The organism is Kitasatospora sp. NPDC049285, assembly GCF_040678815.1.
GTDB lineage: Bacteria > Actinomycetota > Actinomycetes > Streptomycetales > Streptomycetaceae > Kitasatospora.
Genome location: NZ_JBFAQR010000035.1, coordinates 1 through 26,366 on the forward strand (window position 1 = coordinate 1; position 26,366 = coordinate 26,366).

The following is a 26,366-nucleotide window of genomic DNA, read 5'->3' on the forward strand; positions in this document are numbered from 1 at the left end:
GCGGTCGCACACGGACTGGACCTGGTGGCCCGCGGGGCGGACCTGGTCGACGTCGGCGGCGAGTCGACGCGGCCGGGCGCCCAGCGGGTCACCGAGGCGGAGGAGCTGCGCCGGGTGATCCCGGTGGTGACCGAGCTGGCCCGGGCCGGGGTGGTGGTGTCGGTGGACACCATGCGGGCGAGCGTCGCCGCGGCGGCGGTCGAGGCCGGCGCCAGGGTGGTCAACGACGTCTCCGGCGCGCTGGCCGACCCGGCGATGGCCGAGGTGGTGGCGGCCACCGGGGCGCCGTTCGTGGTGATGCACTGGCGCGGCCAGTCCGCGGACATGGACGCCCTCGCGGTCTACCGGGACGTGGTCGCGGACGTGGTGGCGGAGCTGACCGCCCGGGTGGAGGCGCTGCTGGCCGCCGGGGTGAAGGAGGAGCAGCTGATCCTCGACCCGGGGCTGGGGTTCGCGAAGACCAGTGAGCACAACTGGGCGCTGCTGGGCCGGCTGGACGCGCTGACCGCTTTGGGGCGGCCGGTGCTGGTGGCGGCTTCGCGCAAGCGCTTCCTGGGTACGCTGCTCGCCAACCCGGAAACCGGGGAGCTGCGCCCGGCGCGGCAGCGGGACGACGCCACGGCGGCGGTCTCGGTGCTGTCGGCCCGGGCGGGCGCCTGGGCGGTGCGGGTGCACGATGTGGCCGGCACGGCTGACGCCGTACGAGTGGTCGCTGCCTGGCAGCGGGCGGCGCGAAGGGGGTAGGCGTGGCGGAGGCAGTGAGCGGCAACGACCGGGCGGCGCTGGAGTCGGACCGCGAGGCGGTGCTGGCGGCCAACCAGACGCTCTACGAGGCGCTGGAGACCGGCGACCTGGAGGCCGTCGAGTCGATCTGGCTGGGGCCGGACGAGGCTGACGACAAGGGCGGCGTGTTCTGCGTGCACCCCGGCTGGCCGGTGCTGATCGGGCGGGCCCAGGTGACCCGCTCGTACATGCTGATCATGGCGAACACCGAGTACATCCAGTTCTTCCTGACCGACGTCGAGGTCGACGTGCAGGGCGATGTGGCGCTGGTCACCTGCACCGAGAACATCCTGTCCGGCGGTGAGCCCGAGGAGGAGGGCGAACTGGGGCCGCTGGTGGGCGGGAAGGTCGTGTCGACCAACCTGTTCCGCCGCACCTCGGACGGCTGGAAGCTGTGGTCGCACCACGGCTCGCCGGTGCTCACCAGCGGCGACGACGACGAGGACGACGAGGACGAGTGACGGCGCGGCCCGCGCGCCGAGCAGGCGCGGGCGGGCGTCGTCAAGTGCCGCCGAGGCCAGTCCGAACGGGTGGGCGGCCGGGGAGGCGGTCTGGCGCGGTCGGTGCTCGAAGGTAGATTCGAGGGGCGGCGGGCGACCGGTGCCCGCCGGTCCCCGCCCGTGCGGGGCCGTCAGCTGGGAGCAGTGATTCGTTTGCTGGACCGCGTCACCCTGCGGGGCCTGCGTGCCCGGGGCCACCACGGCGTCTTCGAGCGCGAGCGCATCGAGGGGCAGACCTTCGTGGTCGACCTGGTGCTGTTCCTCGACACCCGGCCGGCCGCCGCGGGCGACGACCTCACCCGCACCGCGCACTACGGCGTGATCGCGGAGGAGGTCACGGCGGTGATCGCCGGGGATCCCGTGGACCTGATCGAGACGCTCGCCCAGCGGATCGCCGACCGGTGCCTGGCGCACGAGGTGGTCGAGGAGGTCGAGGTCACCGTGCACAAGCCGGACGCCCCGATCACCGTGCCCTTCGACGACGTCACCATCACCATCCGCCGGGGGCGCTCCTGACGCCCCGTCGGAAGCCGAGCAGAGGGAATTCCGTTGCCGACGACTGACCCGACCGCCTCGCCGACCACCTTCGACCTGGAACGCCGGGTGGACCGAGCCGAGTCCACCCTGCACTCATCCCGGCACGCCGCCCTCGCCCTGGGCAGCAACCTGGGCAACCGCCTGGAGACCCTGCAGGGCGCGGTGGACGCGCTCGGCGACACCCCGGGCCTGCGGATCACCGCGGTCTCCGCGGTGTACGAGACCGACGCGGTCGGCGGCCCCGCCGACCAGCCGAGCTACTTCAACGCGGTGGTGCTGCTGCGCACCTCACTGCCGCCGGCCGACCTGCTGGAGCGCGCCAACGCGGTGGAGGACGCCTTCGGGCGGGTGCGCACCGTGCACTGGGGCCCGCGCACCCTGGACGTCGACGTGCTCGACTACGAGGGCGTCACCAGCGACGACCCGCACCTGCTGCTCCCGCACCCGCGGGCGCACGAGCGGGCGTTCGTCCTGGCGCCCTGGCAGGACGCCGACGGGCAGGCGGAGATCCCCGGCCACGGGAAGGTCGCCGCACTGCTGGACGGCCTCGGTGGCGCCGCGGCGCAGGGCGTCCGGCTGCGGGCCGACCTCCGGCTGCAGCTGCCGGAGTAGCCGGCCGCCGCGGTGGCGGGAACTTCCGGCCGCACGCGGGCGTAGCTCCCTGCGGGTGCGGCCGGGCCGGTACGGTGGGCTGGTCGCCGCCGTCCCGGCCCGCCGGGGCCGCCGCCCCGCCCGTCACCAGGGAAGGAACCCCGTCCGCGTGAAGCCGCTCCGTCTCCGTCTGTTGCTCGGCATCATCGCGATCACCGGGGCGCTGTCCTGGGCCGGGGCCCGGCTGTGGGACTCGCTGGGCACCCTGCCCGGCGTGCCCGCCTACGCGCCGTACGTGCTGGCGGCGATCGCGGTGGTGCTGCTGGCCGCGGCGATCTCGCTGCGGTCCCGGCTGAAGGCGGTGCGCGAGCGGCAGCCCGGGGCGAAGGGCGTGGACCCGCTGCACGCGGCCCGGGTGCTGGTGCTGGGGCAGGCCAGTGCGCTGGTCTCCTCGGTGGTGACCGGGATCTACGCGGGCGTCGGGGTGTTCCTGCTCGGCCAGCTGGAGGTGGCAGCCCGCCGGGCGCAGGCGCAGACCGCCGGCTGGGCGGTGCTGGCCGGTGCGGCGGTGATCGCGGTGGCGCTCTGGCTGCAGCACATCTGCCGGCTCCCCGAGGACCACGACGACCCGGAGCGCCCGCGCGGGACGGCCGCCTCCCCCCGCTGAGCCGGGACCCCGCGATGCGCTGACGACGGGTCAGAAACCGGTGACTTTCGGCCAATGATCCACTCCGGTGCGTGTTTCTGGCGGACTGTCAAGGCCCGAATGGGGGGCGAGGCTGACAGGGCCCTGACTCGCACGCTAGTTTCTAGCCATGTCTCGCGGACGCCACCGTCATTCCTCCTTCCTCGGCCGGTCGCTGCCACCGGCCGCCTCCGGTGTGCTCGTGCTCGCGGCGCTCGCCGCGCTGGTGGCCAGTCCGGACCAGATCGTGGCCCGCTCGGTCGGCGTGGCGGCCGTGGTCGCCGTGGTCGGCCTGGGCCTGGTGCTGCGCCAGCGCGACCGGGCGGCCCGGACCGCCGCGGAGCTCGCCAGGGTGCGCCGGCTGCGCGCCGAGGAGCGGTTCGAGGAACAGCTCGCCGAGGCCGAGTACGCGGCCGAGGTCGCCGAGGAGCGGGCCACCCGCTTCGGCCGGCGGCTGACCGCGGAGAAGTCCCGGCTGGCGAAGGCGGAGACCGAGATCGCCCGGCTGCTGCGCGAGCGCGCGGTGATGGTCGCCGAGCAGGCGCTGAAGGAGGCGGAGGCGGTCCAGCAGGCGCTGGAGGCGTCCCGCCCAAGGAACCCGGCCTCCCCGGCCGCGTACGTCCGGGCGGCGGCCGCGCTGCGGCACCTGGAGCGGCAGGCCGCGACCGCCGAGGCGAACCGGGAGGTGGACGAGCGGGCCCAGGTCGAGCTGCGCCCGAAGATGCCGCAGCCGGTGCCCACCGCGCAGACCCTGCGCACGGTCGCCTCGGCGCTGCCGAAGCCGGTGCCGCCGACCGCCGCCGTGGTCCCCGCGCAGGCGTCCGGCGCCGTCGAGCAGGCCGTCCCGGAGCAGTCCGCTGCGGTCGTCCCGGGCGGGCGGCAGCGCCCGCGGGCGGCGAACTTCAGCTTCTTCGGCCGGCCGGGCAGCGCCCGGGCCGCGCTGCGGGCGGCCGCGCCGGCCCCGGCGGTCGGCGACCTGGCCGACGTGGTCGGGGACGAGGCGCTGGCCGCCAGCGAGCAGTACGCGGTGGTGGACGCCGGGCCGGTGGACGCCGCGCAGCAGCCCGACCACCTGGCGGTGGAGCAGCCGCCGAGCCACCAGCACGCCGAGTCGGACACCGTGCCGGAGGTGGTCGACCTGACCCCGCACGACGAGACCGAGCTGCTGGAGCTGCCCGAGCTGCGGGCCGGCCGTTCCTGACCCGCTGACCACGGATGCGCCCCGGCCCCCTCCGCACGGAGGGGGCCGGGGCGTTTTCGCGGCCGGCGCGGCGTCAGGCGGCCGCGCGGGGTCAGACGTTGACGCCGAAGTCCTGGGCGATGCCGACCAGGCCCGAGGCGTAGCCCTGGCCGATGGCGCGGAACTTCCACTCCGCGCCGTTGCGGTACAGCTCGCCGAAGACCATCGCGGTCTCGGTGGCGGCGTCCTCGGAGAGGTCGTAGCGGGCGATCTCGGCGCCGCCGGCCGCGTTCAGCACCCGGATGTAGGCGTTGCGGACCTGGCCGAAGTTCTGGCCGCGGTTGTTGCCGTCGTAGATCGAGACCGGGAAGGTGATCCGGGTGACGTCGGCGGGCAGCGCGGCCAGGTTGACGTTGATCCGCTCGTCGTCGCCCTCGCCCTCGCCGGTGCGGTTGTCGCCGGTGTGGACGACGGTGCTGTCCGGGGTGCTGGTGTTGTTGAAGAAGACGAAGTGGCGGTCGGAGTACACCTTGCCTTCGCCGTTCAGGACGATCGCGCTGGCGTCGAGGTCGAACTCGGAGCCGGTGGTGGTGCGCACGTCCCAGCCGAGGCCGACGGTGACCGCGGTCAGGCCGGGGGCCTCCTTGGTCAGCGAGACGTTGCCACCCTTGGAGAGGCTCACGGGCATGGTTGTGGTGTCCCTTCGGTCGGTTTTGCGGGGAGAACGCCGGACGGGCGGCCGTTGGTTCCATCGCTTGGTGGACGGATGGTTTCCTCCCCCGGTCGGCCGTCAGATTCTGGGGTAGCGGCCCTGGACGGTCCAGATGTTCGGGTTGTCGGCCAGGCCCTCGTGCAGATCGAACAGATCGGCAAGCACATCCTGCAGGAAGTCCCGCGCCTCGCGCCGCAGTTCGGCGTGTCGGACGACCAGCGGCGGGTCGTCGGGGCGCCAGGTGGCGGTGATCTCGACCCAGCCGAAGCGGCGGGTGAAGCGCAGCAGCTCGGTGTTCTGGGTGAAGTCCAGGTCCTCGGTGACCACCCGGGCCGAGCGGCTGCCCCGCGGGTCGTCGTCGAGCCGGTCGGCGATGTCGCACACCGCCCAGGCGAAGTCCAGCACCGGCACCCAGCCCCAGCGGGTCTCCACGTCCGAGCCGTCCGCCTCCAGGTAGACGTCGCCGGCGAACAGGTCGTGCCGCAGCGCCCGCACCGGTGCGGTCCGGTAGTCGGTCTGCGGGGGGTCGGGGAAACGGGTGGAGAGGGAGTAGCCGAGCTCGATCACGCCCGCCATTCTCCCCTCGCGGGCGGGCGGCGTTAACCGCGTGACGCGGGCGCGGCCGGACGGGATGATGGGCGCATGACTGAGCCTGTGCGCGTACGGGGTTCGGTGGTCGTCCCCGACGCCGAGCTCGTCTGGCGCTTCTCCCGCTCGTCCGGACCGGGCGGGCAGCACGTGAACACCTCCGACAGCCGGGTCGAGCTGCTGTACGACCTGGCGGCCTCCGCCGCGCTGCCGCCGGTGTGGAAGGAACGCGCCCTGGAGCGGCTGGCATCCCGGCTGGTCGACGGGGTGCTGGTGGTGCGCGCCTCCGAGCACCGCTCGCAGTGGCGCAACCGCGAGGTGGCGGCGGCCCGGCTGGCCGCGCTGCTCGGCGAGGCCACCGCACCGCCGCCGAAGGCCCGGCGGGCCACCAAGCCGAGCCGCGGCATGGTCGAGCGGCGACTGGAGAGCAAGAAGCACCGCGCCTCGCTGAAGCAGGGCCGGGGCCGGATCCGTCCGGAGTGACGCGCCAGCCCTGCTGACGGACGGTCAGCCGAGCTTGCGGTAGCCGCTGCGGAAGTACAGCAGCGGTCCGTCCGCCGGGGCGGTCACCCGGGCCTCCAGGACCCGGCCGAGCACCAGGACGTGGTCGCCGGCCGGCACCCGCTGCTCGGTGCGGCACTCGACGGTGGCCAGGGCCCCGGTGATCAGCGGCGCCCCGGAGTGCGGGCCGCGGGTGTGCGGGGCGTCGGCGAACAGCAGCCGGTCGCTGAGCCGGCCCTTCATCGCGAACCGCGAGGCCAGCGTGCGCTGTTCCTCGGCCAGCAGCGACACCGCCCAGGTGTCGACCCGGGTGAGCAGCTCGTCCATCCGCGAGTCCTCGCGCACCGAGACCAGCACCATCGGCGGCTCCAGCGACACCGAGAGGAAGGACGTGGCGGTCATGCCCACGTCCTCGCCGTCGGCGCCGCCCTCGGGGTCGTGGGCGGTCACCAGCGAGACGCCGGAGGCCAGCTGGGAGAGCGCCGCGCGGAACTCCTCGGGCGTGGCGGCGGCGGTGGCGGCGGGGGACTGCGGGGTGCTGTACACGTACCGCACGGTAGTCCCCGGTCCGGCCCGCCGGTATCGGGCCCTGGTCGTAGGTCCGGTCGGTCGCTGGGCTGAGCTGCGGGAAGGCGGCGCCGCGAGCTGACCCTCGTTCAGCGGGCCTTCGGCGGGCGTTTGTTGGGGAAGCTCCCGGTACGGCCGGATTCCGGAGCATTCCTCGGCATGAGCATTATGTGATTTGAGTCACACTGACAGGCTATTGCTGACCGAGCGTGCCTATCGCAGTGCTCCCTGTGATTCAGTTCTTCTGGCAATCGGACGACAACCTTTCAAGCACTATCCGAACAGCCGGGGAGCCCCCGCATGGAAGCCGAGTCGGAGCCCTACGTCCGCCTCGCGACCCTCCGCACCTTGCACCGGGTCGTGGCGGACCTCAACGCTGCCCGGAGCCTGGCGGGGACCCTGCAGGCGGTCGTCGAAGGCGCGGTGCACGGGCTCGGGTTCGACGCGGCGGCGGTCAGCCTGGTCCGCCCGGACGGCGACCTGGTGGTCGCCGCGGTGTGGGAGATAGAGGAGAGCGCCTTCGGCGGTCCCGCGGTGCTGCTCGGCCAGGTCGGCTCCCGGGAGTCCTGGGAGCGGATGCTGCAGGTCGCCGACCACTGGGGCACCCTGCGCTTCATCCCGCACGACCGCGGCTGGGCGATCGCCACCGACGTGCCCACCTGGACCGGCGACGGCCCGCTGCCGGTCTACTCCAACGACTGGCACCCGCAGGACGTGCTGCTCGCCCCGATGTACAGCGCCGGCGGCGACCTGCTCGGCGTCCTGTCGGTGGACCGCCCGCGCAGCGGCAAGCGCCCCGGTGCGTGGACCCGCGAGGCCCTGGAGATGTTCTCCCTGCAGGCCTCCATCGCGATCGGGAACGCCCGGCTGCGCGCGGAGATGCAGCGCGCCCTGGCCCGCCTGGAGAAGGAGCAGCAGGCCCTGCGGGCCAGCGAGGAGTCCTTCCGGCAGGCCTTCGAGTACGCCCCCAGCGGGATGGCCATCACCGAGCTGCACGGCGACGCGATGGGCCAGCTCACCCGCGTCAACGACGCCCTGTGCCGACTGCTCGGCCGCCCCCGGGCCACCCTGCGCCAGCAGCGCTTCGCCGACCTGGTGCACCCCGACGACCTCGACCTGCTGCGCCGCACCAGCGCCGAGGGCGGGCGCGCCGAACTGCGGCTGGCCCGCCGCGACGGCGGCTACCAGTGGGTCTGCCTGCGCAACTCGGTGGTCGCCGACGCCGCCGAGGGCCCCAGCTTCCTGCTCACCCACGTCGAGGACATCGAGGACCGCAAGCGACACGAGCTCCAGCTCGCCCACCGCGCCAGCCACGACGCCCTCACCGGCCTGCCCAACGGCGCCGAACTGCGCGCCCGGCTCGGCCGCCGGCTCTGCTCGCTCCCCGCGCACGCCGTCGCGCACCCCGGCGAACTCGGCCACCAGGCGCCGTCCGGCCACGCCCTGCCCCCGCCCGGTGCCCCCTACCCGCCCTCGTACGCCGCGCACGCCGCCTACCCGGGCCCCGGGGCCCCCGCCGCGCTGGCCCACGGCTACGCGGCCCCTGACGAGGGACTGGAACGGGACCGCGAGGCCTTCGCCGCCGGGCAGGTGCTGCGCCACAGCGGCGCCGCGGTGGCGCACGTGCACGCGGTGGTCCCCGCCGAGTCGCCCGGCAGCGAGGCCTGGGCCGGCCACCGCCGGGCCGCGCAGCCGCCCGGCGACAAGGGCCTGGCCGTCCTCTTCTGCGACCTGGACGGGTTCAAGTCGGTCAACGACCGGTTCGGCCACAACGCCGGGGACGCGGTGCTGATCGAGGTCGCCCGCCGCCTCCAGCAGGCCGTCCGGGAGGGCGACACCGTCGCCCGGATGGGCGGCGACGAGTTCGTGGTGCTCGCCGACGGCATCGGCCGCGAGGAGGCCAAGGACCTGGCGGGCCGACTGCGCGGCGCGATCCTCCCGCCGATGCGGATCGACAACCGGGCGATGCGGGTCGGCGTCAGCCTGGGCATCGGCTGGGCCGGCTGCGGCATGAGCATCGACGAGGTGCTGCACGCGGCCGACGAGCGGATGTACGACGAGAAACGGGCGCGCGGCGGAGCGGTGCGCGGCTCGCGCGGGGAGCGCTCGCACCGCCGCGCGGGCTGATCCGGCTTTCCCCCAGCTCAGCAATGCCAGGTAGGGTGCCCTGGGTACGAGAGCGTCCAGCACTGGGGAGTTGACCGTGACCACGGCCGGCAGCAACGAAGCGCCCGCGGGCGGCGCGGGCGACGAGGACCCCTTCGCGTACCTGTACCGCCCCGCCGAGGGCGAGCAGGCCGCACCCGCGCAGCCGCGCAGCTCGTACAGCCGCCCCATGGAGGTCGGCCGGGCCAGCTACGGCGAGCGCCCCGCGCAGCCGCCGGCCGCCCGCCCGCAGCCGGCCCAGCCCGGTCAGCCGGGTCAGGAGACCACCACCGCGCTGCCCCACCAGCCGCGGTACGCCGAGCGCTCCCGTCCGCGGCCCGGCGAGGACCGCCCGGCCGGGCGCGGCAAGGCGACCGTGATCGGCGCCGTCGCCGTGGTCGCCGCGATCGCGGTCGGCGCGGGCATCGCGCTCTCCACCGGCGACGGCGACGGCAAGCCGGACGCCGGTGCGAGCCACTCCGGCACCGCGGCGCCCGCCAGCTCCGCCCCGGTCGCCTCCAGCGCCGCGCCCAGCCCGACCGCGGCGGGCGACCCGCTCTCCGACGCGACCAAGCTGCAGGCGCAGGGCGCCGCCACCGACTCCACCGTCAAGGGCGCGATCTCCGCTGACGGCAGCTACCTCACCCTGCAGGCGGGCTCCACCTTCACCTGGACCGTCAACGCGGCCACCGCGGGCCAGTACAAGTTCTGGCTGCACTTCAACAACACCGGCGCCGACACCCCCGCCGCGGTCTCCGTCAACGGGCAGGACCACAAGGGCGGCGTCACGTTCAAGAACTACTCCAAGTCCGGCACGCCGGATCCGGCCCAGTCCTGGTACAGCACCAACATATGGCCCAACCTGCAGGCCGGGCAGAACACCCTGACGGTGACCCTGCCGGCCGGCACGTCCGGCAGCGTGCTGCTCGACCAGGTGGCCCTGACGCCGATGTCGGTGAACAGCTACCCGACGAAGTAGGCCCGTCGGGGGCGCGGTCGACCGCGCCCCCTCACGGGTCGTCAGCTCCCGGCCACGACCCTGGCGAGGTGCTCGACCGTCCGCGCCATCGCGGTGCGGGCCGGGGCGAGGTACTTGCGCGGGTCGGTCACCGCGGGGTCGCCGGCGAGGTGGTCGCGGACGGCCGGGGTGAAGGCCAGGTTGAGGGCCGTACCGATGTTGATCTTCACCATGCCGGCGGCGACCGCGGAGGTGAGCTCGGCGTCCGGCACGCCGGAGCTGCCGTGCAGCACCAGCGGGACGGGGACGGCCGCGGTGAGGCGCCGGATCAGCTCGTGGTCGAGCGCGGCGGTGCGGGTGGTCATGGCGTGCGAGGAGCCGACCGCGACGGCGAGCGCGTCCACGCCGGTGTCGGCGACGTAGGCGGCGGCCTCCGCCGGGTCGGTGCGGGCGCCCGGGGCGTGGGCGGAGAGCGGCGGTGCGCCGTCCTTGCCGCCGACCTTGCCGAGCTCGGCCTCCAGGTGCAGCCCGTGGCGGTGCGCCCAGGCGCCGGCCTCCGCGGTGGCCTTGACGTTCTCGGCGTGCGGCAGGTGCGAGGCGTCGAACATCGCGGAGGAGAACCCGGCGGCGGGGGCGGTCCGCAGCAGGTCGAAGTCCTCGACGTGGTCGAGGTGGAGCGAGAGCGGGACGTGCGCGGCGGCGGCGACCTCGGCGCAGGCGCGGGCCAGCGGCAGCAGCCGCCCGCCGTGGAAGGCGACCGCGTTCTGGCTGATCTGGAGGATCGCGGGGGTGCCGGCGGCCTCCGCGCCGGCGGCGATCGCCTCGGCGTGCTCCAGCGTGATCACGTTGAAGGCGGGCAGTCCGCGGCCGTCGGCGGCGGCGGAGGCGAGCAGGTCGGAGGTACGGGCGAGCGGCAAGGCGGGGCTCCCGGTGGGGTGAGTAGCGAGGCGCAGGTTCCGCTGCTCACCCCCGTGGCGGGAGTCCGGGGCGCCCGCGTCGCGGCGGGCGGCCCGGGTCAGGCCGGGTTGCCGACCTGAGCGAAGCGGTCCGCGCCGACGATCCACTCGCCGCGGCGCAACACCGCGACGAGCTCGTAGCTGTCGGAGTCGAGGACGACGAGGTCGGCGTTCTTGCCTGCCTCCAGGGTGCCGATGGTGTCGGCCAGGCCGAGCAGTCGGGCGGGGACGGTGGACAGCGAGGTGACGGCCTGGTCGAGGCTGAGCCCGAGGACGGTGACGGCGCGTCGGAAGGAGACGTCCAGGGTGAGGGTGGAGCCCGCGATGGAGCCGCCCTCGACCAGGCGCGCGACGCCGTTCTCGACCCGGACCTGGAGCGGGCCGAGCGGGTACAGGCCGTCGCCCATGCCGGCCGCGCCCATCGCGTCGGTGATCAGCGCGACGCGGTCGGCGCCGGCCGTGCCGTAGGCGAGTTCCAGCACCGAGGGGTGCAGGTGGATGCCGTCGTTGATCAGTTCGACGGTGACCCGCTCGTCCTCGAGCAGGGCCACGATCGGGCCGGGGGCGCGGTGCTGGATGCCCGGCATCGCGTTGAACAGGTGGGTGGCGACGGTGGCGCCGGCGTCGATCGCCTCGAGCGTCCGGTCGTAGTCGGAGTCGGTGTGGCCGACGGCGGCGATGATGCCGTTGTCGGTGAGCATCCGCACCGACTCCAGGCCGCCGGGCAGCTCCGGGGCGAGGGTGAACATCTTGGCGTGGCCGCGGGCGGCGTCGGCGAGCTTGCGCACCAGCGACGGGTCGGGGTCGCGCAGCAGGTCGGGGCGGTGGGCGCCGCACCGGTTGTGCGAGATGAACGGGCCCTCGAAGTGCACGCCGGCCAGCACGCCGTCCTCGACCAGTTCGGAGAGGACCGCCGCCTGGCGGCAGACCTCGTCGATCTCGCCGGTGACGGTGGACGCGACCGTGGTGGTGGTGCCGTGTTCCAGGTGGGTGCGGGCGGCGACCAGCGCCTCCTCCGCGATCCCCGAGGCGTACGAGGCGCCGCCGCCGCCGTGCACGTGCAGGTCGACGAAGCCCGGGACGACGGTGTAGCCGGTGAGGTCGAGGTCACCCGGCTCCGGCTCGCCGCCCAGGCCCGCGATGCGCGGGCCCTCGACGGTCAGCCGACCGCCTTCGACCACCCCGCCGGGCAGGACCAGTCGGCCGCCGGCCAGTGCAGTACCCCGCGGCCCAGCCGCCGGTCGGTTGCGTGCGCTTGTCACGCGGACACCTCCATCGAGAGCAGATCCCAGGCGAGCAGGCCAGCGCCCAGGGACGCCGCGGTGTCTTTGAGCATGGCCGGTACGACCTTCGGGGGCATCTGGAAGGTCAACCGCTCGCCGATCGCCGCGCGCAGGGGCGTGAAGAGGGTGTCACCGGCCTCCGCGAGCCCGCCGCCGACGATCACCGTCGACGGGTCGAGCAGGCTCTGCGCCAGCACGATGCCGTCGGCGAGCGCGTCCACCGCGGTCCGCCAGACCTCGATCGCCCGCGGGTCGCCGGCGTCGACCGCCAGCGCGCAGGCGGCGGCGTCGGCGGCCGGGTCGCCGACCGCGTCGGCCCAGGCGCGGGAGACCGCGGAGGCCGAGGCCAGGGTCTCCAGGCAGCCGCGGGCGCCGCAGCCGCACCGCGGTCCGCCGGGGCGGACCACCACGTGGCCGATCTCGCCGCCGTAGCCGTGGGCGCCGGCCTCGATGGTGCCGTTGATCCCGATCGCGCCGGCGATGCCGGTGCCGAGCGCGATGAACAGGAAGCGCTCCACGCCCTGGCCGGCGCCGATCCGGCCCTCGGCCAGCCCGCCGGAGCGGACGTCGTGGCCGAGGGCGACGGGCAGCCCGCCGAGGCGCTCGCCGAGCAGCTTGCGCATCGGCAGGTCGCGCCAGCCGAGGTTGGCGGAGAAGACCGCGATCCCGTTCTTCTCGTCGATCGTCCCCGGCACGGCGACGCCCGCGGCGAGGGGGCCGACGCCGAACCGGTCGCGGCCTTCCTGCGCCAGGTCGGCGGCGAAGTCGAGGATGGTGGCGATGACGGCGTCGGTGCCGTGCTCCCGCCCGGTCGGTCGGCGTGCCTCAAACAGCACGGAGCCGTCCTGGGCGAGCAGCGCGGCCTTCATGCCGGTGCCGCCTACATCGAGTGCGATGACGTGCTTCACGGGGGACAGTTTCCCTTGGCCAGGTCGAAGAGGTCTAGTCCAGTTGCTCGATTGGTCTGGTCCTGAGAGGTGAGCTTTATCGCTCTTTGGGGTCTCCTAGGGGTTTTGCGACCCGCTGCGGCGGGCTGATCGTCTTCTGGCGAACAATCAGCTCGGCTGGGCGAGGATGATCGAACGGGTCAGGTTGCGCGGCTCGTCCGGGTTCAGGCCGCGGTGCTCGGCGAGCGCCACGGCCAGCTTGTGCACCCGCACCAGGTCGGCCAGCGGGTCCAGGCCGCCGGTGCCGGAGCCGGCCACCAGCAGGCCGCCGACCGCGGCGACCTCCTCCGCCAGGCCGGTCGGCAGCTCGCCGAAGGCCCAGGCGGCACGGTTCGGCGCGGTGATCGAGATCGGGCCGTGCCGGTACTCCATCGCCGGGTAGGCCTCGGTCCAGGCCAGCGCCGCCTCGCGCATCTTCAGCCCGGCCTCCTGGGCCAGGCCGTTGGTCCAGCCCGCGCCGAGGAAGGAGATCTGCTCCAGTTCCACCAGCTCGGCCGGCACCTGCCAGGCGACGGCCTGCTCGGCGTCGGCGGCGGCCTGGGCGATGGTGGCGACGCCCGCGGGCAGCGCCCCCTCCAGCTCCAGGTGGGCGCGCAGCAGCGCCAGCACGGTGGTGGCGAAGCGGGTCTGCACCACCGAGCGCTCGTCGGCGAAGCCCAGGTCGACCAGGCGGTCGGCGACCGCGGCCACCGGCTGGTCGGTGCAGGCGGTGATCGCGGTGCTCGGCAGGTCGGTGTCGGCGAGCAGGCGCAGCACCTCGGTGGTGGTGCCGGAGCGGGTGATCGCCAGGATCCGGTCGTAGCGGCGTCCGTGCGGGAACTCGGAGGCGGCGAACGCGTCGGTCTCGCCGTGGCCGCCGCTCTCGCGCAGCGCGGCGTAGGCCTGCGCCATGAACCAGGACGTGCCGCAGCCGACCACGGCCACGCGCTCGCCGCGCTGCGGCAGGTCGGCGCCCGCGGTCTCGGCGAGCGCCGCGGCGGTGCGCCAGTCGGCGGGCTGGGTGGCGATCTCCTCGCCGGTCAGGGACGGGTGCGGCATGAGTGCGGGCTCCTTTGGGGTTCCCTTGAGGCTGCGTGCGCAAACCTGATTGTTTTATAGCCGTTTCGCGCATCATTGCGCAATGCTGTTCGAGGCATGGACTTGTGCCAAGCTGTGCGCACCGCGCGCTGGGCGCGTGCGAGAACCCGGGAGGGCGAGGGTTTGTCCAGGTACGAGCGGTGGAACGCGCTGCTGGAACTGTTGGCGGAGCACGGCAAGTTGGAGGTCGAGGAGGCCGCCGAGGCGCTGGACGTGTCGGCTGCCACGATCCGGCGCGACCTCGACCAGTTGGCCCGGCAGCAGATGGTGACCCGTACCCGCGGTGGCGCGGTCGCGCACAGCGTCTCGTACGACCTGCCGCTGCGCTACAAGACCGCGCGCAATGCCGACGCCAAGCAGCGGATCGGCGCGCTGGTGGCCACCCTGATCGCCCCCGGCGAGGTGGTCGGGCTGAACGGCGGCACCACCACCACCGAGGTGGCCCGCGCCCTGGCGGTCCGCTCCGACCTGGCCGAGCGGTCCGAGGCCGGCCCCGGGCAGGCCCTCACCGTGGTGACCAACGCGCTGAACATCGCCAACGAGCTGACGGTCCGTCCGCAGGTGAAGATCGTGGTCACCGGCGGTGTCGCCCGGCCGCAGTCCTACGAGCTGATCGGCCCGCTGGCCGGCCTGGTGCTCGGCGAACTCGCCCTGGACGTCACGGTGCTCGGCGTGGACGCGCTCGACGTCGAGCACGGCGCCACCGCGCACCACGAGGGCGAGGCCAGCGTCAACCGGATGCTCGCCGAGCGGGCCCGCCGGGTGGTGGTGGCCGCCGACTCCTCCAAGCTCGGCCAGCGCGCCTTCGCCCGGATCTGCGGCCTGGACCGGATCGCCACCCTGGTCACCGACGACCAGTTGTCGGCCGACCTGGCGGACGCCTTCACCGAGGCCGGGGTCGAGGTCCTCACCGCCTGACGGTCCGACAGTTCCGTCCGGTTATCGGAGTGTTGTGTCTTTCCCGTTGCGCTGAGCGCAACGGGAACTGACACTTCGATAACTTCGCGCACAACAGGTATGTACCACTTGACCTGGGACTGCCAGGGTCGCCGCATCATCCCTCCGGAAGGCGGTCCCCCCGTGAAGCGATCAGCGCTGCTCCCCCTGCCCGTCGTCGGGTGCCTGCTGCTCTCCGGCTGCGGCATCCTGTCGAGCGCGACGGGGGGTGTGACGCTCAACGTGGTGGCGGCCGACTACGGCGACAACGAGGCCAACTCCAGTACCCACTATTGGAACGACGTGGCCCGCCGGTTCCAGGCCGCCAACGCCGACATCAAGGTCAACGTCGAGGTGGTCAGCTGGACCGACATCGACAAGCGGGTCGCCGACCTGATCGCCAAGGGCAAGACCCCCGACATCGTCCAGACCGGCGGCTACGCCGACCAGGTCGCCGCCGACCGCCTCTACCCGGCCGGCGACGTGCTCTCCATCGACACCCAGGCCAACATCCTGGACTCCTTCGCCAAGGCCGGCCAGGTGCTCGGCAGCCAGTACGGCATACCGTTCATCGCCTCCAGCCGGGTGTTCGTCTACAACAAGGAGATCTTCCAGAAGGCCGGCATCGCCAACCCGCCCGCCACCTGGGACGAGCTGCGCAAGGACGCCGAACTCATCAAGGCCAAGGTCCCCGGCGTCACCCCGTACGCGCTCCCGCTCGGCCCCGAGGAGGCCCAGGGCGAGTCGATGATCTGGACCATGAGCGGCGGCGGCGGGCTCTCCGACAACGCCGGCAACTACACCATCGACAGCGCGCAGAACCGCGCCACCTTCGCCTGGCTGCGCACCAACCTGGTCGACAAGCACCTCACCTACGACGACCCCGCCAAGGTCGACCGCAAGACCGCCTTCGCCGACTTCACGGCCGGCAAGGTCGGCATGCTCAACGGCCACCCCGGCCTGATCGCCAAGGCCGTCAACGCGAACGTCCCGTACGGCACCACCGTCATCCCGCGCAAGGACGCGAGCGTCAAGACCACCACGCTCGGCGTCGCCGACTGGGTCATGGCGTTCAAGGCGGGCGGGCACAAGGCGGAGATCAAGAAGTTCCTCAACTTCCTGTACACCAAGGAGAACACCCTCAAGTTCGACGAGCAGTACAACATGCTGCCGGTCACCCAGGACACCCTCGAGGACATGGCCTCCAACCCCAACCACCACGACCTCACCGAGTTCCTGAACGCACTGCCGAACGCCAACTTCTACCCGCTCGGCGACCCGTCCTGGGACAAGGTCAGCAGCATGATCAAGCAGCGGATCGGCACCGCGGTGAAGCCCGGCGGCGACGACGTGCTGGCCGAGCTGCAGGGCGCCGCCGCCGCGGAGGCCGCGCGCGCCCGCAAGGGCTGACGCGGGCCGCGGTCGAGGGCCGACGGCTGCGGCGACGTGCCGTCGGCGGCTGCCGCTAGCCTGGGGGCGTGGCCGAACTGACCGAACGCGACCGGGCGGTGCTCGCACTGGAGGCCCGCGGCTGGCGGACCGCGGGCGCCAAGGAACAGGCGATCCGCGAGGAGCTCGGCATCTCCGCGACCCGCTACTACCAGCTGCTGGGCGCCCTGCTCGACCGCGAGGAGGCGCTGCGCGCCGACCCGGTGCTGGTCAACCGGCTGCGCCGGATCCGCGAGGAGCGGCGCGCCGCGCGGTAGGGCGGATCCACGGCGAATGCCGCCCGTGGCGGGCGGGCGGCGGGTAGCGTCGGGGCCATGGGAATTGCTGAGCAGATCACGTCCCAGGCGGGACGGGCCGGACTGGCGGGCCTGCTCGCCGATCCGCGGTCCGCGGTCGTCGGGCTCGACTTCGACGGCACGCTGGCCCCGATCGTCGCCGACCCGGACCGGGCCCGCGCCCATCCCGGCGTGCTGCCCGCCCTCACCGCGCTGGCCCCGCTGGTCGGCTCGGTCGTCGTGGTGACCGGCCGCCCCGCCGCCACGGCCGCCGCGTACGGCGGCTTCGCCGACGCTCCCGGCCTGGAACACCTCACCATCCTCGGCCACTACGGCGCCGAGCGCTGGGACGCCGCCACCGGCGCCGTGACCGCCCCCGAGCCGCCCGCCGGGGTGTCCGCGGTCCGCGACGAACTCCCCGCGCTGCTGGCCGCGTTGGGGGCGCCCGACGGGACGTTCACGGAGGACAAGGGGCGGGCGGTGGCGGTGCACACCCGGCGCACCGCCGATCCTGACGGCCTGTTGGACCTGCTCCGCGGCCCGCTCGCCGAACTCGCCCACCGCCACGGGCTGGTGGTCGAACCCGGGCGCATGGTGCTGGAACTGCGACCGCCCGGCGTCGACAAGGGCGTCGCCCTGCGGGGCTTCCTGGCGGAGCGCGACGCGAAGACGGTCCTGTTCGCCGGCGACGACCTCGGCGACCTCGCCGCCTACGACGAGGTCGACCGCCGCCGCGAGGCCGGACTGCCCGGCCTCCTGGTCTGCAGCGGCCCGGTCACCGGAGAGCCCCCCGTCCGGGCCCTCGCCGACCGCGCGGACCTGGTGGTCGCGGGGCCGGCGGGGGTGGTGGACGTGCTCAGCGCTGTCGCGGAACTGCTGCGGTAGCGCTTGGGGTGCTGCTCAGAGTGCGTTCAGCTGGTCGAGGAACCACTGCTGGGGCGGCAGCGCCGTCGCCGCCGCGGCCAGGCGCTTGGTGCGTTCGGCGCGTTCCGCGAGGGGCATGGTGAGGGCCTCGGCGAGGGCGTCGGCGGTGGCGATGACGTCGTAGGGGTTGACGGTGATCGCGTCGTCGGCGAGTTCCGCGTAGGCGCCGGCCTCCCGGGAGAGGACCAGGGCGCAGCCGTCGTCGGAGACCACGGGGACCTCCTTGGCGACCAGGTTCATGCCGTCGCGGATCGGGTTGACCAGGGCCACGTCGGCGATCCGGTAGGCGGCCAGCGAGCGCGGGAAGTCGTCGTTGACGTGCAGGATGAGCGGCTGCCACTCGGTGGTGCCGAACTCGTCGTTGATCTCCTGGGCGACCCGCTGCACCGCGGCGGTGTACTCGCGGTACTCGGGCAGGTCGTGCCGCGAGGGGTAGGCGAAGGCGATGTGCACCACCCGGCCCTGCCACTCGGGGCGGGTGCGCAGCAGGTGCCGGTAGGCGAGCAGGCCGCGGACGATGTTCTTGCTGAGCTCGGTGCGGTCGACCCGGACGATGGTGCGGCGGTCGCCGACCGCCTCGCGCAGGGCGGCGAGCCGGGCGTCCACGTCGGGCCGGTGGGCGCGCTCGCGCAGGAAGTCGGCGTCGGCGCCGAGGCCGTGGACGCCGAGCCGGGTGGTGCGGCCGTGGTAGGTGACGGCCAGCGCCTCGCGGTCCACGCTCGCGCCGAGGACGGCCTCGCAGCAGTCGGCGAAGGCGAGCGCCCAGCGGCGGGTGAGGAAGCCGGCCCGGTCGGCGCCGAGGATGCCCGCCAGGACGGCGGCGGCGACGTCGTCGGGGAGCATCCGGTAGTACTCGGGCGGGGCCCAGGGGGTGTGCGAGAAGTGGCCGATCCGCAGGTCGGGTCGGAGCTCGCGGAGCAGCGCGGGGGCCAGCGAGAGGTGGTAGTCCTGCACCAGGACGGCCGCGCCGGGGGCGGCCTCGGCGGCCAGCGCCTCGGCGAAGGCGGTGTTGTAGGCCCGGTAGGAGTCCCATTCGCGGCGGAACCGGTCGTCGAAGGACGGGCTGGTCGGGGTGTCGTACAGCAGGTGGTGGACGAACCACAGGGTGGAGTTGGCGACGCCGTTGTAGGCGCGGGCGAAGGTGCCGGGGTCGATGTCCAGCATCCGGACGGCCTGTCCGCCGACGTCGTGTCCGGCCAGGTCGAGGCGGCCGTCGGGGGCCTGCCGGGCGGCGGTGCGGTCGGCTTCGGAGAGCGCGGCGCAGACCCAGACCGCGGACGGGTCGTCGATCGCGGACAGCCCGGAGACCAGGCCGCCACCGCCTCTGCGGAGGGTCAGCGTGCCGTCGTCCCCGCTGCTGAAGGACACCGGACCGCGGTTGGAGGCCACCAGGATCGGGGCGGCTCCGGACTGCGTGGGGCGTTCGGACGCGTGATCGGCCATACAGCCAACCTTGCCGTGCGACCCCGTGACCAAACCACTCGGCACGACGGGCGGGGGTGAACAGTCGGGGGCGGACCCGGCGCCGCGGGTCCGGCGTTCAGCGGTCCCGGTACTCCGGGATGGCGGTCATCGGGGGCCGTTCGGTGGCCGGGACGGGATGGGTGGTGGGGGCGAAGCCGGTGGCGGTGCGGGTGTACTGGGTGAGCAGGGGGCGGAGCAGGTCCGGATCGGCCTTGAGGCGGTGGGTGCGGTCGAGGCGTTCCAGCGCGGTGCGGTAGATGGTGGCGGCCATCCGGCCGAGGGCCTGGCCGTCCTGGTGGCGGTGGTGCCGGATGCCGACGTCGACCTGGGCCAGCGCGTCCAGCCCGACCAGCTCCAACGCGTCGACCAGCAGGCCGAGTTCGACGCCGTAGCCGGTCGGGAAGGGCAGCCGCTCCAGCAGCGTGCGGCGGGCCGCGTACTCGCCGCCGAGCGGTTGGACGAAGCCCGCCAGGTGCGGCCAGTGCAGGTTGAGCAGCGGGCGGGCGACCAGTTCGGTGACCCGGCCGCCGCCCGCCGGGACGATCGCGACGCCGCCCGCGGCGGAGCCGCTCATCGACACCTCCAGCGGGCGGTCGTACATGGCCTTGACCAGGTGGATGTCGGGGTCGGTGAGCAGCGGGCCGACGATGCCGGAGACGAAGGCGGGGTCGAACTCGCGCAGGTCGGCGTCGACGAAGCAGACGATCGCGCCGCGGGTGACCATAAGCGAGCGCCACAGCACCTCGCCCTTGCCGGGCTCGGCGGGCAGCCGGGGGAGGATCGCGTCGCGGTGCACCACCCTGGCGCCGGCGGCGGCCGCCGCGGCGGCGGTGCCGTCCACCGAGCCGGAGTCGACCACCAGCAACTCGTCGACCAGCGGCACGCGTTCCATCAGCTCGGTGCGGATCGCGGTGACGATCTCGCCGACCGTGGGCTCCTCGTCCAGCGCGGGCAGCACCACGCTGACGGTTCCGGCCGGCCCGGCGGCGCGCTTGGCGGCGAGGAGCCGGTCGAGCGGCCGGTCGGCCGCGGTCCACGAGCGGCGGCGCAGCCACTCGGCCACCTCCGGCAGTACCCCGGGCACGGGCTGCTCGGCCAAGATCTCGCTCCCTGTCTCGCATCGTCTCGGGTATCGGACGGTGTGGGTCCGCAGTGCGGGCCTTCGGATACAGTCTTCGTACTGCGTTCCGACCTTCGCACGCCGGGGTCGTCCGCAGCGTAAGACCACAACTTCACAGAGCTCATCCAGAGGGACTGAGGGAACGGCCCGTTGAAGTCCCGGCAACCCTCCCGTACGGCCGTTTCGAGGCCGGCGGGACAGGTGCCAATTCCGTCCCGGACGCGACCGCGATCCGGGGAAGATGAGGAGAAAGGGCCTCGCCACCATGGCTTCTGACACTTCCGCACCCACTGTCGACCTCGGCCCCGCCGTCGCGCTGTCCTGTCGCGAGTGCGGCACCCGCTTCCCGCTCGGCCCGAGCTTCGCCTGCCTGGAGTGCTTCGGGCCGCTGGAGATCGCCTACGCCTACGACGGCTACGACGCCGAGGAGCTGCGCAAGCGGATCGAGGCCGGCCCGGCGTCGATCTGGCGCTACGCCCCGCTGCTGCCGGTGCCCGCGGACGTCGCGGACAAGCCCAACCTGAACCCGGGTTGGACCCCGCTGGTCAAGGCCGACAACCTCGGCCGCGAGCTGGGCTTCACCGCGCAGCTGCACATCAAGGACGACTCCGGCAACCCCACCCACTCCTTCAAGGACCGGGTGGTGGCCTGCGCGATCGAGGCCGCCCGGGCCTTCGACTTCACCACGCTGTCCTGCTCCTCCACCGGCAACCTGGCCGGCGCGGTGGGCGCCGCGGCCGCCCGGGCCGGCTTCAAGTCCTGCGTGTTCATCCCGCGCGACCTGGAGCAGGGCAAGGTCGTGATGGCCGGCATCTACGGCGGCGAGCTGGTCGGCATTGAGGGCAACTACGACGACGTGAACCGGTTCTGCTCCGAGCTGATCGGCGACTCGGCCGGCGAGGGCTGGGGCTTCGTCAACGTCAACCTCCGCCCGTACTACGGCGAGGGCTCCAAGACCCTGGCCTTCGAGATCTGCGAGCAGCTCGGCTGGCGGCTGCCCGAGCAGATCGTCATCCCGATCGCCTCCGGCTCCCAGCTCACCAAGATCGACAAGGGCCTGCAGGAGCTGATCAAGCTCGGCCTGGTCGAGGACCGGCCGTACAGGATCTTCGGCGCCCAGGCCGAGGGCTGCTCCCCGGTGTCGGCCGCGTTCAAGGCCGGCCGCGACGTGATCAAGCCGGTCAAGCCGGACACCATCGCCAAGTCGCTGGCGATCGGCAACCCGGCCGACGGCCCGTACGTGCTCGACATCGCCCGCCGCACCGGCGGCGCGGTCGAGGACGTCACCGACGCGCAGGTGGTCGAGGCGATCAAGCTGCTGGCCCGCACCGAGGGCATCTTCGCCGAGACCGCGGGCGGCGTGACCGTCGGCGTGCTGAAGAAGCTGGTCGAGACCGGTCAGCTCGACCCGTCCAAGGAGACCGTCGCGATCAACACCGGCGACGGCCTGAAGACCCTCGACGCGGTCTCCGACGCCGGCATGACCGCCGTGATCCGCCCGACGCTGGAGTCCTTCCGCGCCGCCGGCCTCGCCTCCGCCTGATCCCCCGGCCCATCCCCCCAGCCCCCCGAGGAGCCACCGCCATGAGCGCCACCGTCCGCATCCCGACCATCCTGCGCACCTACACCGGCGGCGCCGCCGAGGTGACCGCCGAGGGCGCCACCCTGGCCGCCGTCATCGCGGACCTGGAGGCCAACCACACCGGCATCTCCGCCCGCATCCTGGACGACACCGGCAAGCTGCGCCGCTTCGTCAACGTCTACGTGAACGACGACGACGTGCGCTTCGCCGAGGGCCTGGAGACCGAGATCAAGGACGGCTCCTCGGTGTCGATCATCCCGGCGGTGGCCGGCGGCTGCTGAGGCCGCGTCACTTTCCGCCCCGCCGCCGTCGGCCCGGAATTCCGATTTCCGGTGGCCGGCGGCGGCCGGGCGTGGTCCCCGCGGAAATGCGCCGCACACCTGCGGCTATCCGCCCGGCGGGGCGCTGGAAATCCCGCGGGGGCGGGGGAGTAGAGTGCCGGGCAAGGGCCGTTCCCCTCCTCGGCGCCTTTCAATCCTTCGTTTTTGCGCACCACGCTCCGCGCCGACGCCGCTTCGTCCCGCGCTCTGAGACGCGCGTAGGACCGGATACCGCCACTTCTGTCAGGCCGCCGTCAGAATTCTTCCGGCAATTTGCGGTGACAGGTCCGTTATGTCCGGTGGCAATTGTGCAGCTCTGCGCCTTTCGCCCCGTCATATCCCCATCGGCGGACGGCCATTCCCCGAAAGTTGGGCCTGTTGCAGAGGGCGCTTATCCGGATACATTCAGCCGCGACAGAGGCTGCGCCTTAGGGGGGGAGTCCCCAGGAGCGGCCTTCCAGACCTCTGGGTCCGCGGTCCCGCGGATCTCTGAAGGGCCAGCACAGCACAAGGGGAGTTCGGAATGGCTCAGGGCACCGTCAAGTGGTTCAACGCCGAGAAGGGCTACGGCTTCATCGCGGTCGACGGTGGAGCGGACGTGTTCGTCCACTACAGCGCGATCCAGATGGACGGCTACCGCACCCTGGAGGAAGGGCAGCGGGTCGAGTTCGAGATCTCGCAGGGTCAGAAGGGTCCGCAGGCCGACATGGTCCGCGCGGCCTCGGGTGCCTGATCCGGCCCGGTAGTCCACACACACGCCGACAGGCCCGTACGACCACGGTCGTGCGGGCCTGTCCGCGTTCCCGGGCGCAGGCGGGAGCGCCCGCGGACGCCCGGGCGCGGTGCGCGAATGGGCTTGCACTCGACACCCGAGAGTGCTAATCATTGGCGTTAGCACTCACAGTGTGAGAGTGACAAACGGACCGGGCCGGTGAGGCCCCGGGAGCGGTAGGGGAAGGGACCCCCGCTCGCTGGGCCGTCCGTCGCGGGCACCCCTTGGTCCGAGCAGTCGACCGTGTCCCGGAGGACCACTTCTGATGGCCAAGATCATCGCCTTTGACGAGGAAGCCCGCCGCGGCCTTGAGCGTGGCATGAACCAGCTTGCCGACGCCGTGAAGGTCACGCTCGGCCCGAAGGGTCGCAACGTCGTCCTGGAGAAGAAGTGGGGCGCCCCCACGATCACCAACGACGGTGTCTCCATCGCCAAGGAGATCGAGCTCGAGGACCCCTACGAGAAGATCGGCGCGGAGCTCGTCAAGGAGGTCGCCAAGAAGACCGACGACGTCGCGGGTGACGGCACCACCACCGCCACCGTGCTCGCCCAGGCGCTCGTCCGCGAGGGTCTGCGCAACGTCGCCGCCGGCGCCAACCCGATGGCCCTGAAGCGCGGCATCGAGAAGGCCGTCGCCGCCGTCTCCGACCAGCTCCTGGCCCAGGCCAAGGACGTCGAGACCAAGGAGCAGATCGCCTCCACCGCCTCGATCTCCGCCGCCGACACCCAGATCGGCGAGCTCATCGCCGAGGCGATGGACAAGGTCGGCAAGGAAGGCGTCATCACCGTCGAGGAGAGCAACACCTTCGGCCTGGAGCTCGAGCTCACCGAGGGCATGCGCTTCGACAAGGGCTACATCTCCGCCTACTTCGCCACCGACCTGGAGCGCATGGAGGCGAGCTTCGAGGACCCGTACATCCTCATCGCCAACTCCAAGATCTCCTCGGTCAAGGACCTCCTCCCGCTGCTGGAGAAGGTCATGCAGAGCGGCAAGCCGCTGGTCATCATCGCCGAGGACGTCGAGGGCGAGGCCCTGTCGACCCTGGTCGTGAACAAGATCCGCGGCACCTTCAAGTCCGTCGCCGTCAAGGCCCCGGGCTTCGGCGACCGTCGCAAGGCCATGCTCGGCGACATCGCCATCCTCACCGGCGGCACCGTGATCTCCGAGGAGGTCGGCCTCAAGCTCGAGAACGCGGGCCTCGACCTGCTGGGCACCGCCCGCAAGGTGGTCATCACCAAGGACGAGACCACCATCGTCGACGGTGGCGGCGACAGCGACCAGGTCGCCGGCCGGGTGAACCAGATCCGCGCCGAGATCGAGAACTCCGACTCGGACTACGACCGCGAGAAGCTCCAGGAGCGCCTCGCCAAGCTGGCCGGCGGCGTGGCCGTCATCAAGGCCGGCGCGGCCACCGAGGTCGAGCTCAAGGAGCGCAAGCACCGCATCGAGGACGCGGTGCGCAACGCCAAGGCCGCCGTCGAGGAGGGCATCGTCGCCGGTGGTGGCGTCGCCCTGCTGCAGGCCGGTGTCGCGTTCGACAAGCTGGAGCTCGAGGGCGACGAGGCCACCGGTGCCAACATCGTCCGCGTGGCGCTCGAGGCCCCGATCAAGCAGATCGCGACCAACGCCGGCCTCGAGGGCGGCGTCGTGGTCGAGAAGGTCCGCAACCTGCCCGCCGGCCACGGCCTGAACGCCGCGACCAACGAGTACGTGGACCTCATCGGCGCCGGCATCATCGACCCGGCCAAGGTCACCCGCTCCGCCCTCCAGAACGCCGCCTCCATCGCGGCGCTCTTCCTCACCACCGAGGCCGTCATCGCCGACAAGCCGGAGAAGGCCGCCGCGGCCGCCGGCGGCGGCATGCCGGGCGGTGACATGGACTTCTGATCCCGCCCGGGATCGGCGAGTCCTGATCGCTTCGCAGGGGCGGTCTCCCTTCACGGGGAGGCCGCCCCTGCGGCGTTCGCTGCGCGGGAGGCTGGGCAGGTGTAACGGTCTCTGCCGGACCGCCGGCGGGAGCGGGACGTTCCGAGGGCCGACGCGCCGAGATCGACGGAGGGCAGATCCAGGTCGCGTTGCCGGAGCCGTTCGGGGTGGAGTTGAGCAGTGAGGGGTTCCCGGCGGTGGGGTGAGCTGCGGGAGAATGGGTGGATGGCCAGTTCTGAGATCGAATCCGCCCTGCACAGCGCTCGGGCGCTGATCCTTGCCGACCTGACTGCCCGGGATGTGGCGGAGGCGGCGATCGTTTCGCTGGTCGAGGATGCGGTGACGCATCGGCGGTGGTGGCTCGAACAGTGGCCGGACGGGACCGAGTTCGTGCTGGGGCTGATCGCGCAGGACGTGCAGGACGCGCTGCTGGAGGGCTACGGGCGGTGGCCGCTGTGTGCCTCGTGCGCGGCCGACGACGATCCCCACGCGTTGAGTGTGGAGCCGGAGTTGGGGCCTGATCCGCACTGGGTGTGCGGGCAGCGCGGGGTGGTCGTCGCCCCCGTCGGCGGGCTGACGTGATCCTCGTCGACCCGCCGAACTGGCCCGGCCACGGCAAGTGGTGGTCGCACCTGGTCAGCGACGTCTCGTACGAGGAACTGCACGCCTTCGCCGCGACCCTGGGCGCCCCGGCGAAGGCCTTCGAACGCGACCACTACGACATCCCGGCCGCCTGGTACGACAAGGCAGTGGCGCTCGGCGCGAGCCCGGTCGGCAGCAAGGAGCTGGTGGCGCGGCTGACGGCGGCGGGCCTGCGGCGCAGGAAGCGGTAGCGCGGGTCAGCTCTCCAGCGTCCTGAGCTCCTCCGCCAGGTTCTCGCGGGCCCGGGCGTCGAACCGTTCGCGGGCCTCCGGGGTGCGGTAGAGGGCGGGGAGGGCGAGCAGCTGCCGCAGGATCGCGGCGCGGCCCTCGCGGAAGGCGTCGTCCGGGACGAAGGCGTACTCCTCGCGGACGGCGGCGGCGTAGGCGGCGTACCGGTCGGGGGCGCCGCCGAGGACGGCGAGGTCGGCGTCGCAGAGGACTTCGCCGTTGCGGTCGCCGGGTTCGGGGTGGTGGGTGACGGTGAGTCGGACCAGCCGGACGGTCTCGGCGACCAGCGGTTCGGGCAGGCCGGCCTCGCGCAGCGCGCGTTCGGCGAGGGCGGCGCTGCGCTCCTCGTTCTCGGAGCGGTCGGGCCGGTAGACGGCGTCGTGGAACCAGGCGGCGAGGCGGACGGCGTCCGCGTCCTCGGCGTGCGCGGCCAGCGTGTCCACGTGGTCGAGGACGGCCACCAGGTGGTCGGTGGTGTGGTAGCGCCGCTGCGGTTCGGCCCAGCGGCCGAGCAGGTCGCGGCCGTACGGCTCGGGGTCTGCGGTGGCACCGCAGCGGGTCAGCAGGGCGTGCCAGCGCTCGGACGGCGATGCGGTCATGACGGTCATTCTGCTCCCTCGCCCGGACCGGCCGACATCGCCTAGCCTATATGTAGTTCACCGACTTATGTCGCACACTTGAGCATCTCTCGATCGCGAGCTATACATACTCGGTATG

29 protein-coding genes and 1 riboswitch are annotated in these 26,366 nt (G+C 73.1%); of the genes, 19 read left to right on the plus strand and 10 right to left on the minus strand.

The window, feature by feature from the left end; genetic code table 11:
• From folP to AB0K51_RS21770, 6 genes are all read left to right on the plus strand, one after another.
• A partial coding sequence (folP, locus tag AB0K51_RS21745; protein ID WP_363457941.1) for a dihydropteroate synthase occupies positions 1 to 744 on the plus strand: 744 nt, incomplete at its 5' end.
• Between the two features lie 2 nt (positions 745 to 746).
• Positions 747 to 1,244 (plus strand): nuclear transport factor 2 family protein, encoded by a 498-nt coding sequence (locus tag AB0K51_RS21750; protein ID WP_363457943.1) that lies wholly within the window; start codon positions 747 to 749, stop codon positions 1,242 to 1,244.
• Between the two features lie 195 nt (positions 1,245 to 1,439).
• Positions 1,440 to 1,799, plus strand: coding sequence for a dihydroneopterin aldolase (gene folB, locus AB0K51_RS21755; protein WP_363458119.1), 360 nt, complete (start codon positions 1,440 to 1,442; stop codon positions 1,797 to 1,799).
• Positions 1,800 to 1,832: 33 nt separating this feature from the next.
• Entirely contained in the window at positions 1,833 to 2,432 is a 600-nt protein-coding gene (gene folK / locus AB0K51_RS21760; protein ID WP_363457946.1) for a 2-amino-4-hydroxy-6-hydroxymethyldihydropteridine diphosphokinase, read from the plus strand.
• Between the two features lie 148 nt (positions 2,433 to 2,580).
• Entirely contained in the window at positions 2,581 to 3,078 is a 498-nt protein-coding gene (locus tag AB0K51_RS21765; RefSeq protein ID WP_363457948.1) for a DUF3180 domain-containing protein, read from the plus strand.
• A gap of 148 nt (positions 3,079 to 3,226) precedes the next feature.
• Positions 3,227 to 4,297, plus strand: a complete 1,071-nt coding sequence (locus tag AB0K51_RS21770; protein ID WP_363457951.1) for a hypothetical protein — start codon at positions 3,227 to 3,229, stop codon at positions 4,295 to 4,297.
• A 91-nt stretch (positions 4,298 to 4,388) separates the two neighbouring features.
• On the opposite strand, the gene AB0K51_RS21775 is transcribed toward AB0K51_RS21770, so the two are convergent.
• A complete protein-coding gene (locus tag AB0K51_RS21775) occupies positions 4,389 to 4,964 on the minus strand; it encodes a TerD family protein (RefSeq protein ID WP_363457953.1) in 576 nt (191 codons plus the stop codon).
• A gap of 102 nt (positions 4,965 to 5,066) precedes the next feature.
• The gene (locus AB0K51_RS21780) at positions 5,067 to 5,555 is read right to left on the minus strand and encodes a hypothetical protein (RefSeq protein ID WP_363457956.1); all 489 of its coding nucleotides are present in this window, start codon (positions 5,553 to 5,555) and stop codon (positions 5,067 to 5,069) included.
• A 75-nt stretch (positions 5,556 to 5,630) separates the two neighbouring features.
• Between AB0K51_RS21780 and arfB the strand changes: the two genes are divergently transcribed.
• On the plus strand, positions 5,631 to 6,059 hold the full coding sequence (arfB, locus tag AB0K51_RS21785) for an alternative ribosome rescue aminoacyl-tRNA hydrolase ArfB (protein WP_363457959.1): 429 nt from the start codon (positions 5,631 to 5,633) through the stop codon (positions 6,057 to 6,059).
• Positions 6,060 to 6,083: 24 nt separating this feature from the next.
• Here arfB and AB0K51_RS21790 read toward each other — a convergent pair whose 3' ends face one another.
• Positions 6,084 to 6,623 (minus strand): flavin reductase family protein, encoded by a 540-nt coding sequence (locus tag AB0K51_RS21790; RefSeq protein WP_363457961.1) that lies wholly within the window; start codon positions 6,621 to 6,623, stop codon positions 6,084 to 6,086.
• A gap of 321 nt (positions 6,624 to 6,944) precedes the next feature.
• On the opposite strand from AB0K51_RS21790, the gene AB0K51_RS21795 reads away from it, so the two are divergent.
• The gene (locus AB0K51_RS21795; RefSeq protein WP_363457964.1) at positions 6,945 to 8,771 is read left to right on the plus strand and encodes a diguanylate cyclase; all 1,827 of its coding nucleotides are present in this window, start codon (positions 6,945 to 6,947) and stop codon (positions 8,769 to 8,771) included.
• Positions 8,772 to 8,847: 76 nt separating this feature from the next.
• A complete protein-coding gene (locus tag AB0K51_RS21800) occupies positions 8,848 to 9,768 on the plus strand; it encodes a hypothetical protein (RefSeq protein ID WP_363457967.1) in 921 nt (306 codons plus the stop codon).
• A gap of 41 nt (positions 9,769 to 9,809) precedes the next feature.
• Here the strand turns inward: AB0K51_RS21800 and AB0K51_RS21805 are convergent, their stop codons facing one another.
• The 4 genes from AB0K51_RS21805 to AB0K51_RS21820 form a co-directional block, all read right to left on the minus strand.
• Positions 9,810 to 10,664: a class II fructose-bisphosphate aldolase gene (locus AB0K51_RS21805; RefSeq protein ID WP_363457970.1), complete on the minus strand. Its 855-nt coding sequence runs from the start codon at positions 10,662 to 10,664 to the stop codon at positions 9,810 to 9,812.
• Positions 10,665 to 10,762: 98 nt separating this feature from the next.
• Positions 10,763 to 11,965, minus strand: a complete 1,203-nt coding sequence (gene nagA / locus AB0K51_RS21810) for an N-acetylglucosamine-6-phosphate deacetylase (protein ID WP_363457973.1) — start codon at positions 11,963 to 11,965, stop codon at positions 10,763 to 10,765.
• Positions 11,962 to 12,894, minus strand: coding sequence for an ROK family protein (locus AB0K51_RS21815; protein ID WP_363457976.1), 933 nt, complete (start codon positions 12,892 to 12,894; stop codon positions 11,962 to 11,964). Before AB0K51_RS21815 ends, nagA begins: the two co-directional genes overlap by 4 nt.
• 147 nt (positions 12,895 to 13,041) lie before the next feature.
• Positions 13,042 to 13,971 (minus strand): sugar isomerase, encoded by a 930-nt coding sequence (locus AB0K51_RS21820; protein WP_363457979.1) that lies wholly within the window; start codon positions 13,969 to 13,971, stop codon positions 13,042 to 13,044.
• 162 nt (positions 13,972 to 14,133) lie between these two features.
• Between AB0K51_RS21820 and AB0K51_RS21825 the strand changes: the two genes are divergently transcribed.
• From AB0K51_RS21825 to otsB, 4 genes are all read left to right on the plus strand, one after another.
• Positions 14,134 to 14,928 (plus strand): DeoR/GlpR family DNA-binding transcription regulator, encoded by a 795-nt coding sequence (locus AB0K51_RS21825; protein WP_363457981.1) that lies wholly within the window; start codon positions 14,134 to 14,136, stop codon positions 14,926 to 14,928.
• A gap of 162 nt (positions 14,929 to 15,090) precedes the next feature.
• Positions 15,091 to 16,356 carry an extracellular solute-binding protein gene (locus tag AB0K51_RS21830; protein ID WP_363457984.1) on the plus strand — a complete coding sequence of 422 codons (1,266 nt, stop codon included), beginning with the start codon at positions 15,091 to 15,093 and terminating at the stop codon, positions 16,354 to 16,356.
• Positions 16,357 to 16,424: 68 nt separating this feature from the next.
• Positions 16,425 to 16,652 (plus strand): DUF3263 domain-containing protein, encoded by a 228-nt coding sequence (locus AB0K51_RS21835; RefSeq protein ID WP_363457986.1) that lies wholly within the window; start codon positions 16,425 to 16,427, stop codon positions 16,650 to 16,652.
• Between the two features lie 57 nt (positions 16,653 to 16,709).
• Positions 16,710 to 17,555 carry a trehalose-phosphatase gene (otsB, locus tag AB0K51_RS21840; protein WP_363457989.1) on the plus strand — a complete coding sequence of 282 codons (846 nt, stop codon included), beginning with the start codon at positions 16,710 to 16,712 and terminating at the stop codon, positions 17,553 to 17,555.
• Positions 17,556 to 17,570: 15 nt separating this feature from the next.
• Here the strand turns inward: otsB and AB0K51_RS21845 are convergent, their stop codons facing one another.
• On the minus strand, positions 17,571 to 19,037 hold the full coding sequence (locus AB0K51_RS21845; RefSeq protein WP_363457992.1) for a trehalose-6-phosphate synthase: 1,467 nt from the start codon (positions 19,035 to 19,037) through the stop codon (positions 17,571 to 17,573).
• Positions 19,038 to 19,134: 97 nt separating this feature from the next.
• The gene (locus tag AB0K51_RS21850; RefSeq protein ID WP_363457994.1) at positions 19,135 to 20,157 is read right to left on the minus strand and encodes a glucosyl-3-phosphoglycerate synthase; all 1,023 of its coding nucleotides are present in this window, start codon (positions 20,155 to 20,157) and stop codon (positions 19,135 to 19,137) included.
• 139 nt (positions 20,158 to 20,296) lie between these two features.
• A riboswitch (SAM riboswitch) is annotated at positions 20,297 to 20,426 on the plus strand.
• Between the two features lie 17 nt (positions 20,427 to 20,443).
• Here AB0K51_RS21850 and thrC point away from each other — a divergent pair.
• The 6 genes from thrC (at position 20,444) to AB0K51_RS21880 (ending at position 25,612) form a co-directional block, all read left to right on the plus strand.
• Positions 20,444 to 21,721: a threonine synthase gene (gene thrC, locus AB0K51_RS21855; RefSeq protein ID WP_363457997.1), complete on the plus strand. Its 1,278-nt coding sequence runs from the start codon at positions 20,444 to 20,446 to the stop codon at positions 21,719 to 21,721.
• A gap of 41 nt (positions 21,722 to 21,762) precedes the next feature.
• A complete protein-coding gene (locus AB0K51_RS21860; protein ID WP_354641865.1) occupies positions 21,763 to 22,041 on the plus strand; it encodes a MoaD/ThiS family protein in 279 nt (92 codons plus the stop codon).
• A 562-nt stretch (positions 22,042 to 22,603) separates the two neighbouring features.
• Positions 22,604 to 22,813, plus strand: a complete 210-nt coding sequence (locus AB0K51_RS21865; RefSeq protein ID WP_363458001.1) for a cold-shock protein — start codon at positions 22,604 to 22,606, stop codon at positions 22,811 to 22,813.
• Positions 22,814 to 23,117: 304 nt separating this feature from the next.
• Positions 23,118 to 24,740: a chaperonin GroEL gene (groL, locus tag AB0K51_RS21870; protein WP_363458003.1), complete on the plus strand. Its 1,623-nt coding sequence runs from the start codon at positions 23,118 to 23,120 to the stop codon at positions 24,738 to 24,740.
• 264 nt (positions 24,741 to 25,004) lie between these two features.
• Positions 25,005 to 25,361 carry a hypothetical protein gene (locus AB0K51_RS21875; RefSeq protein ID WP_363458006.1) on the plus strand — a complete coding sequence of 119 codons (357 nt, stop codon included), beginning with the start codon at positions 25,005 to 25,007 and terminating at the stop codon, positions 25,359 to 25,361.
• Positions 25,358 to 25,612 carry a DUF4031 domain-containing protein gene (locus AB0K51_RS21880; RefSeq protein WP_363458009.1) on the plus strand — a complete coding sequence of 85 codons (255 nt, stop codon included), beginning with the start codon at positions 25,358 to 25,360 and terminating at the stop codon, positions 25,610 to 25,612. Before AB0K51_RS21875 ends, AB0K51_RS21880 begins: the two co-directional genes overlap by 4 nt.
• A gap of 6 nt (positions 25,613 to 25,618) precedes the next feature.
• Here AB0K51_RS21880 and AB0K51_RS21885 read toward each other — a convergent pair whose 3' ends face one another.
• Positions 25,619 to 26,248, minus strand: coding sequence for a hypothetical protein (locus AB0K51_RS21885; RefSeq protein ID WP_363458012.1), 630 nt, complete (start codon positions 26,246 to 26,248; stop codon positions 25,619 to 25,621).
• Between the last annotated feature and the right edge of the window lie 118 nt (positions 26,249 to 26,366).

What these genes read in the sequence shown, in the direction of transcription:
- AB0K51_RS21770 (WP_363457951.1), top strand. Translation starts at nt 3,227, where the DNA reads ATGTCTCGCGGACGCCACCGTCATTCCTCCTTCCTCGGCCGGTCGCTG.
- AB0K51_RS21775 (WP_363457953.1), bottom strand. Translation starts at nt 4,964, where the DNA reads ATGCCCGTGAGCCTCTCCAAGGGTGGCAACGTCTCGCTGACCAAGGAG.
- arfB (WP_363457959.1), top strand. Translation starts at nt 5,631, where the DNA reads ATGACTGAGCCTGTGCGCGTACGGGGTTCGGTGGTCGTCCCCGACGCC.
- AB0K51_RS21795 (WP_363457964.1), top strand. Translation starts at nt 6,945, where the DNA reads ATGGAAGCCGAGTCGGAGCCCTACGTCCGCCTCGCGACCCTCCGCACC.
- AB0K51_RS21820 (WP_363457979.1), bottom strand. Translation starts at nt 13,971, where the DNA reads ATGCCGCACCCGTCCCTGACCGGCGAGGAGATCGCCACCCAGCCCGCC.
- otsB (WP_363457989.1), top strand. Translation starts at nt 16,710, where the DNA reads ATGGGAATTGCTGAGCAGATCACGTCCCAGGCGGGACGGGCCGGACTG.
- AB0K51_RS21845 (WP_363457992.1), bottom strand. Translation starts at nt 19,037, where the DNA reads ATGGCCGATCACGCGTCCGAACGCCCCACGCAGTCCGGAGCCGCCCCG.
- thrC (WP_363457997.1), top strand. Translation starts at nt 20,444, where the DNA reads ATGGCTTCTGACACTTCCGCACCCACTGTCGACCTCGGCCCCGCCGTC.
- AB0K51_RS21860 (WP_354641865.1), top strand. Translation starts at nt 21,763, where the DNA reads ATGAGCGCCACCGTCCGCATCCCGACCATCCTGCGCACCTACACCGGC.
- AB0K51_RS21865 (WP_363458001.1), top strand. Translation starts at nt 22,604, where the DNA reads ATGGCTCAGGGCACCGTCAAGTGGTTCAACGCCGAGAAGGGCTACGGC.
- groL (WP_363458003.1), top strand. Translation starts at nt 23,118, where the DNA reads ATGGCCAAGATCATCGCCTTTGACGAGGAAGCCCGCCGCGGCCTTGAG.
- AB0K51_RS21875 (WP_363458006.1), top strand. Translation starts at nt 25,005, where the DNA reads ATGGCCAGTTCTGAGATCGAATCCGCCCTGCACAGCGCTCGGGCGCTG.
- AB0K51_RS21885 (WP_363458012.1), bottom strand. Translation starts at nt 26,248, where the DNA reads ATGACCGCATCGCCGTCCGAGCGCTGGCACGCCCTGCTGACCCGCTGC.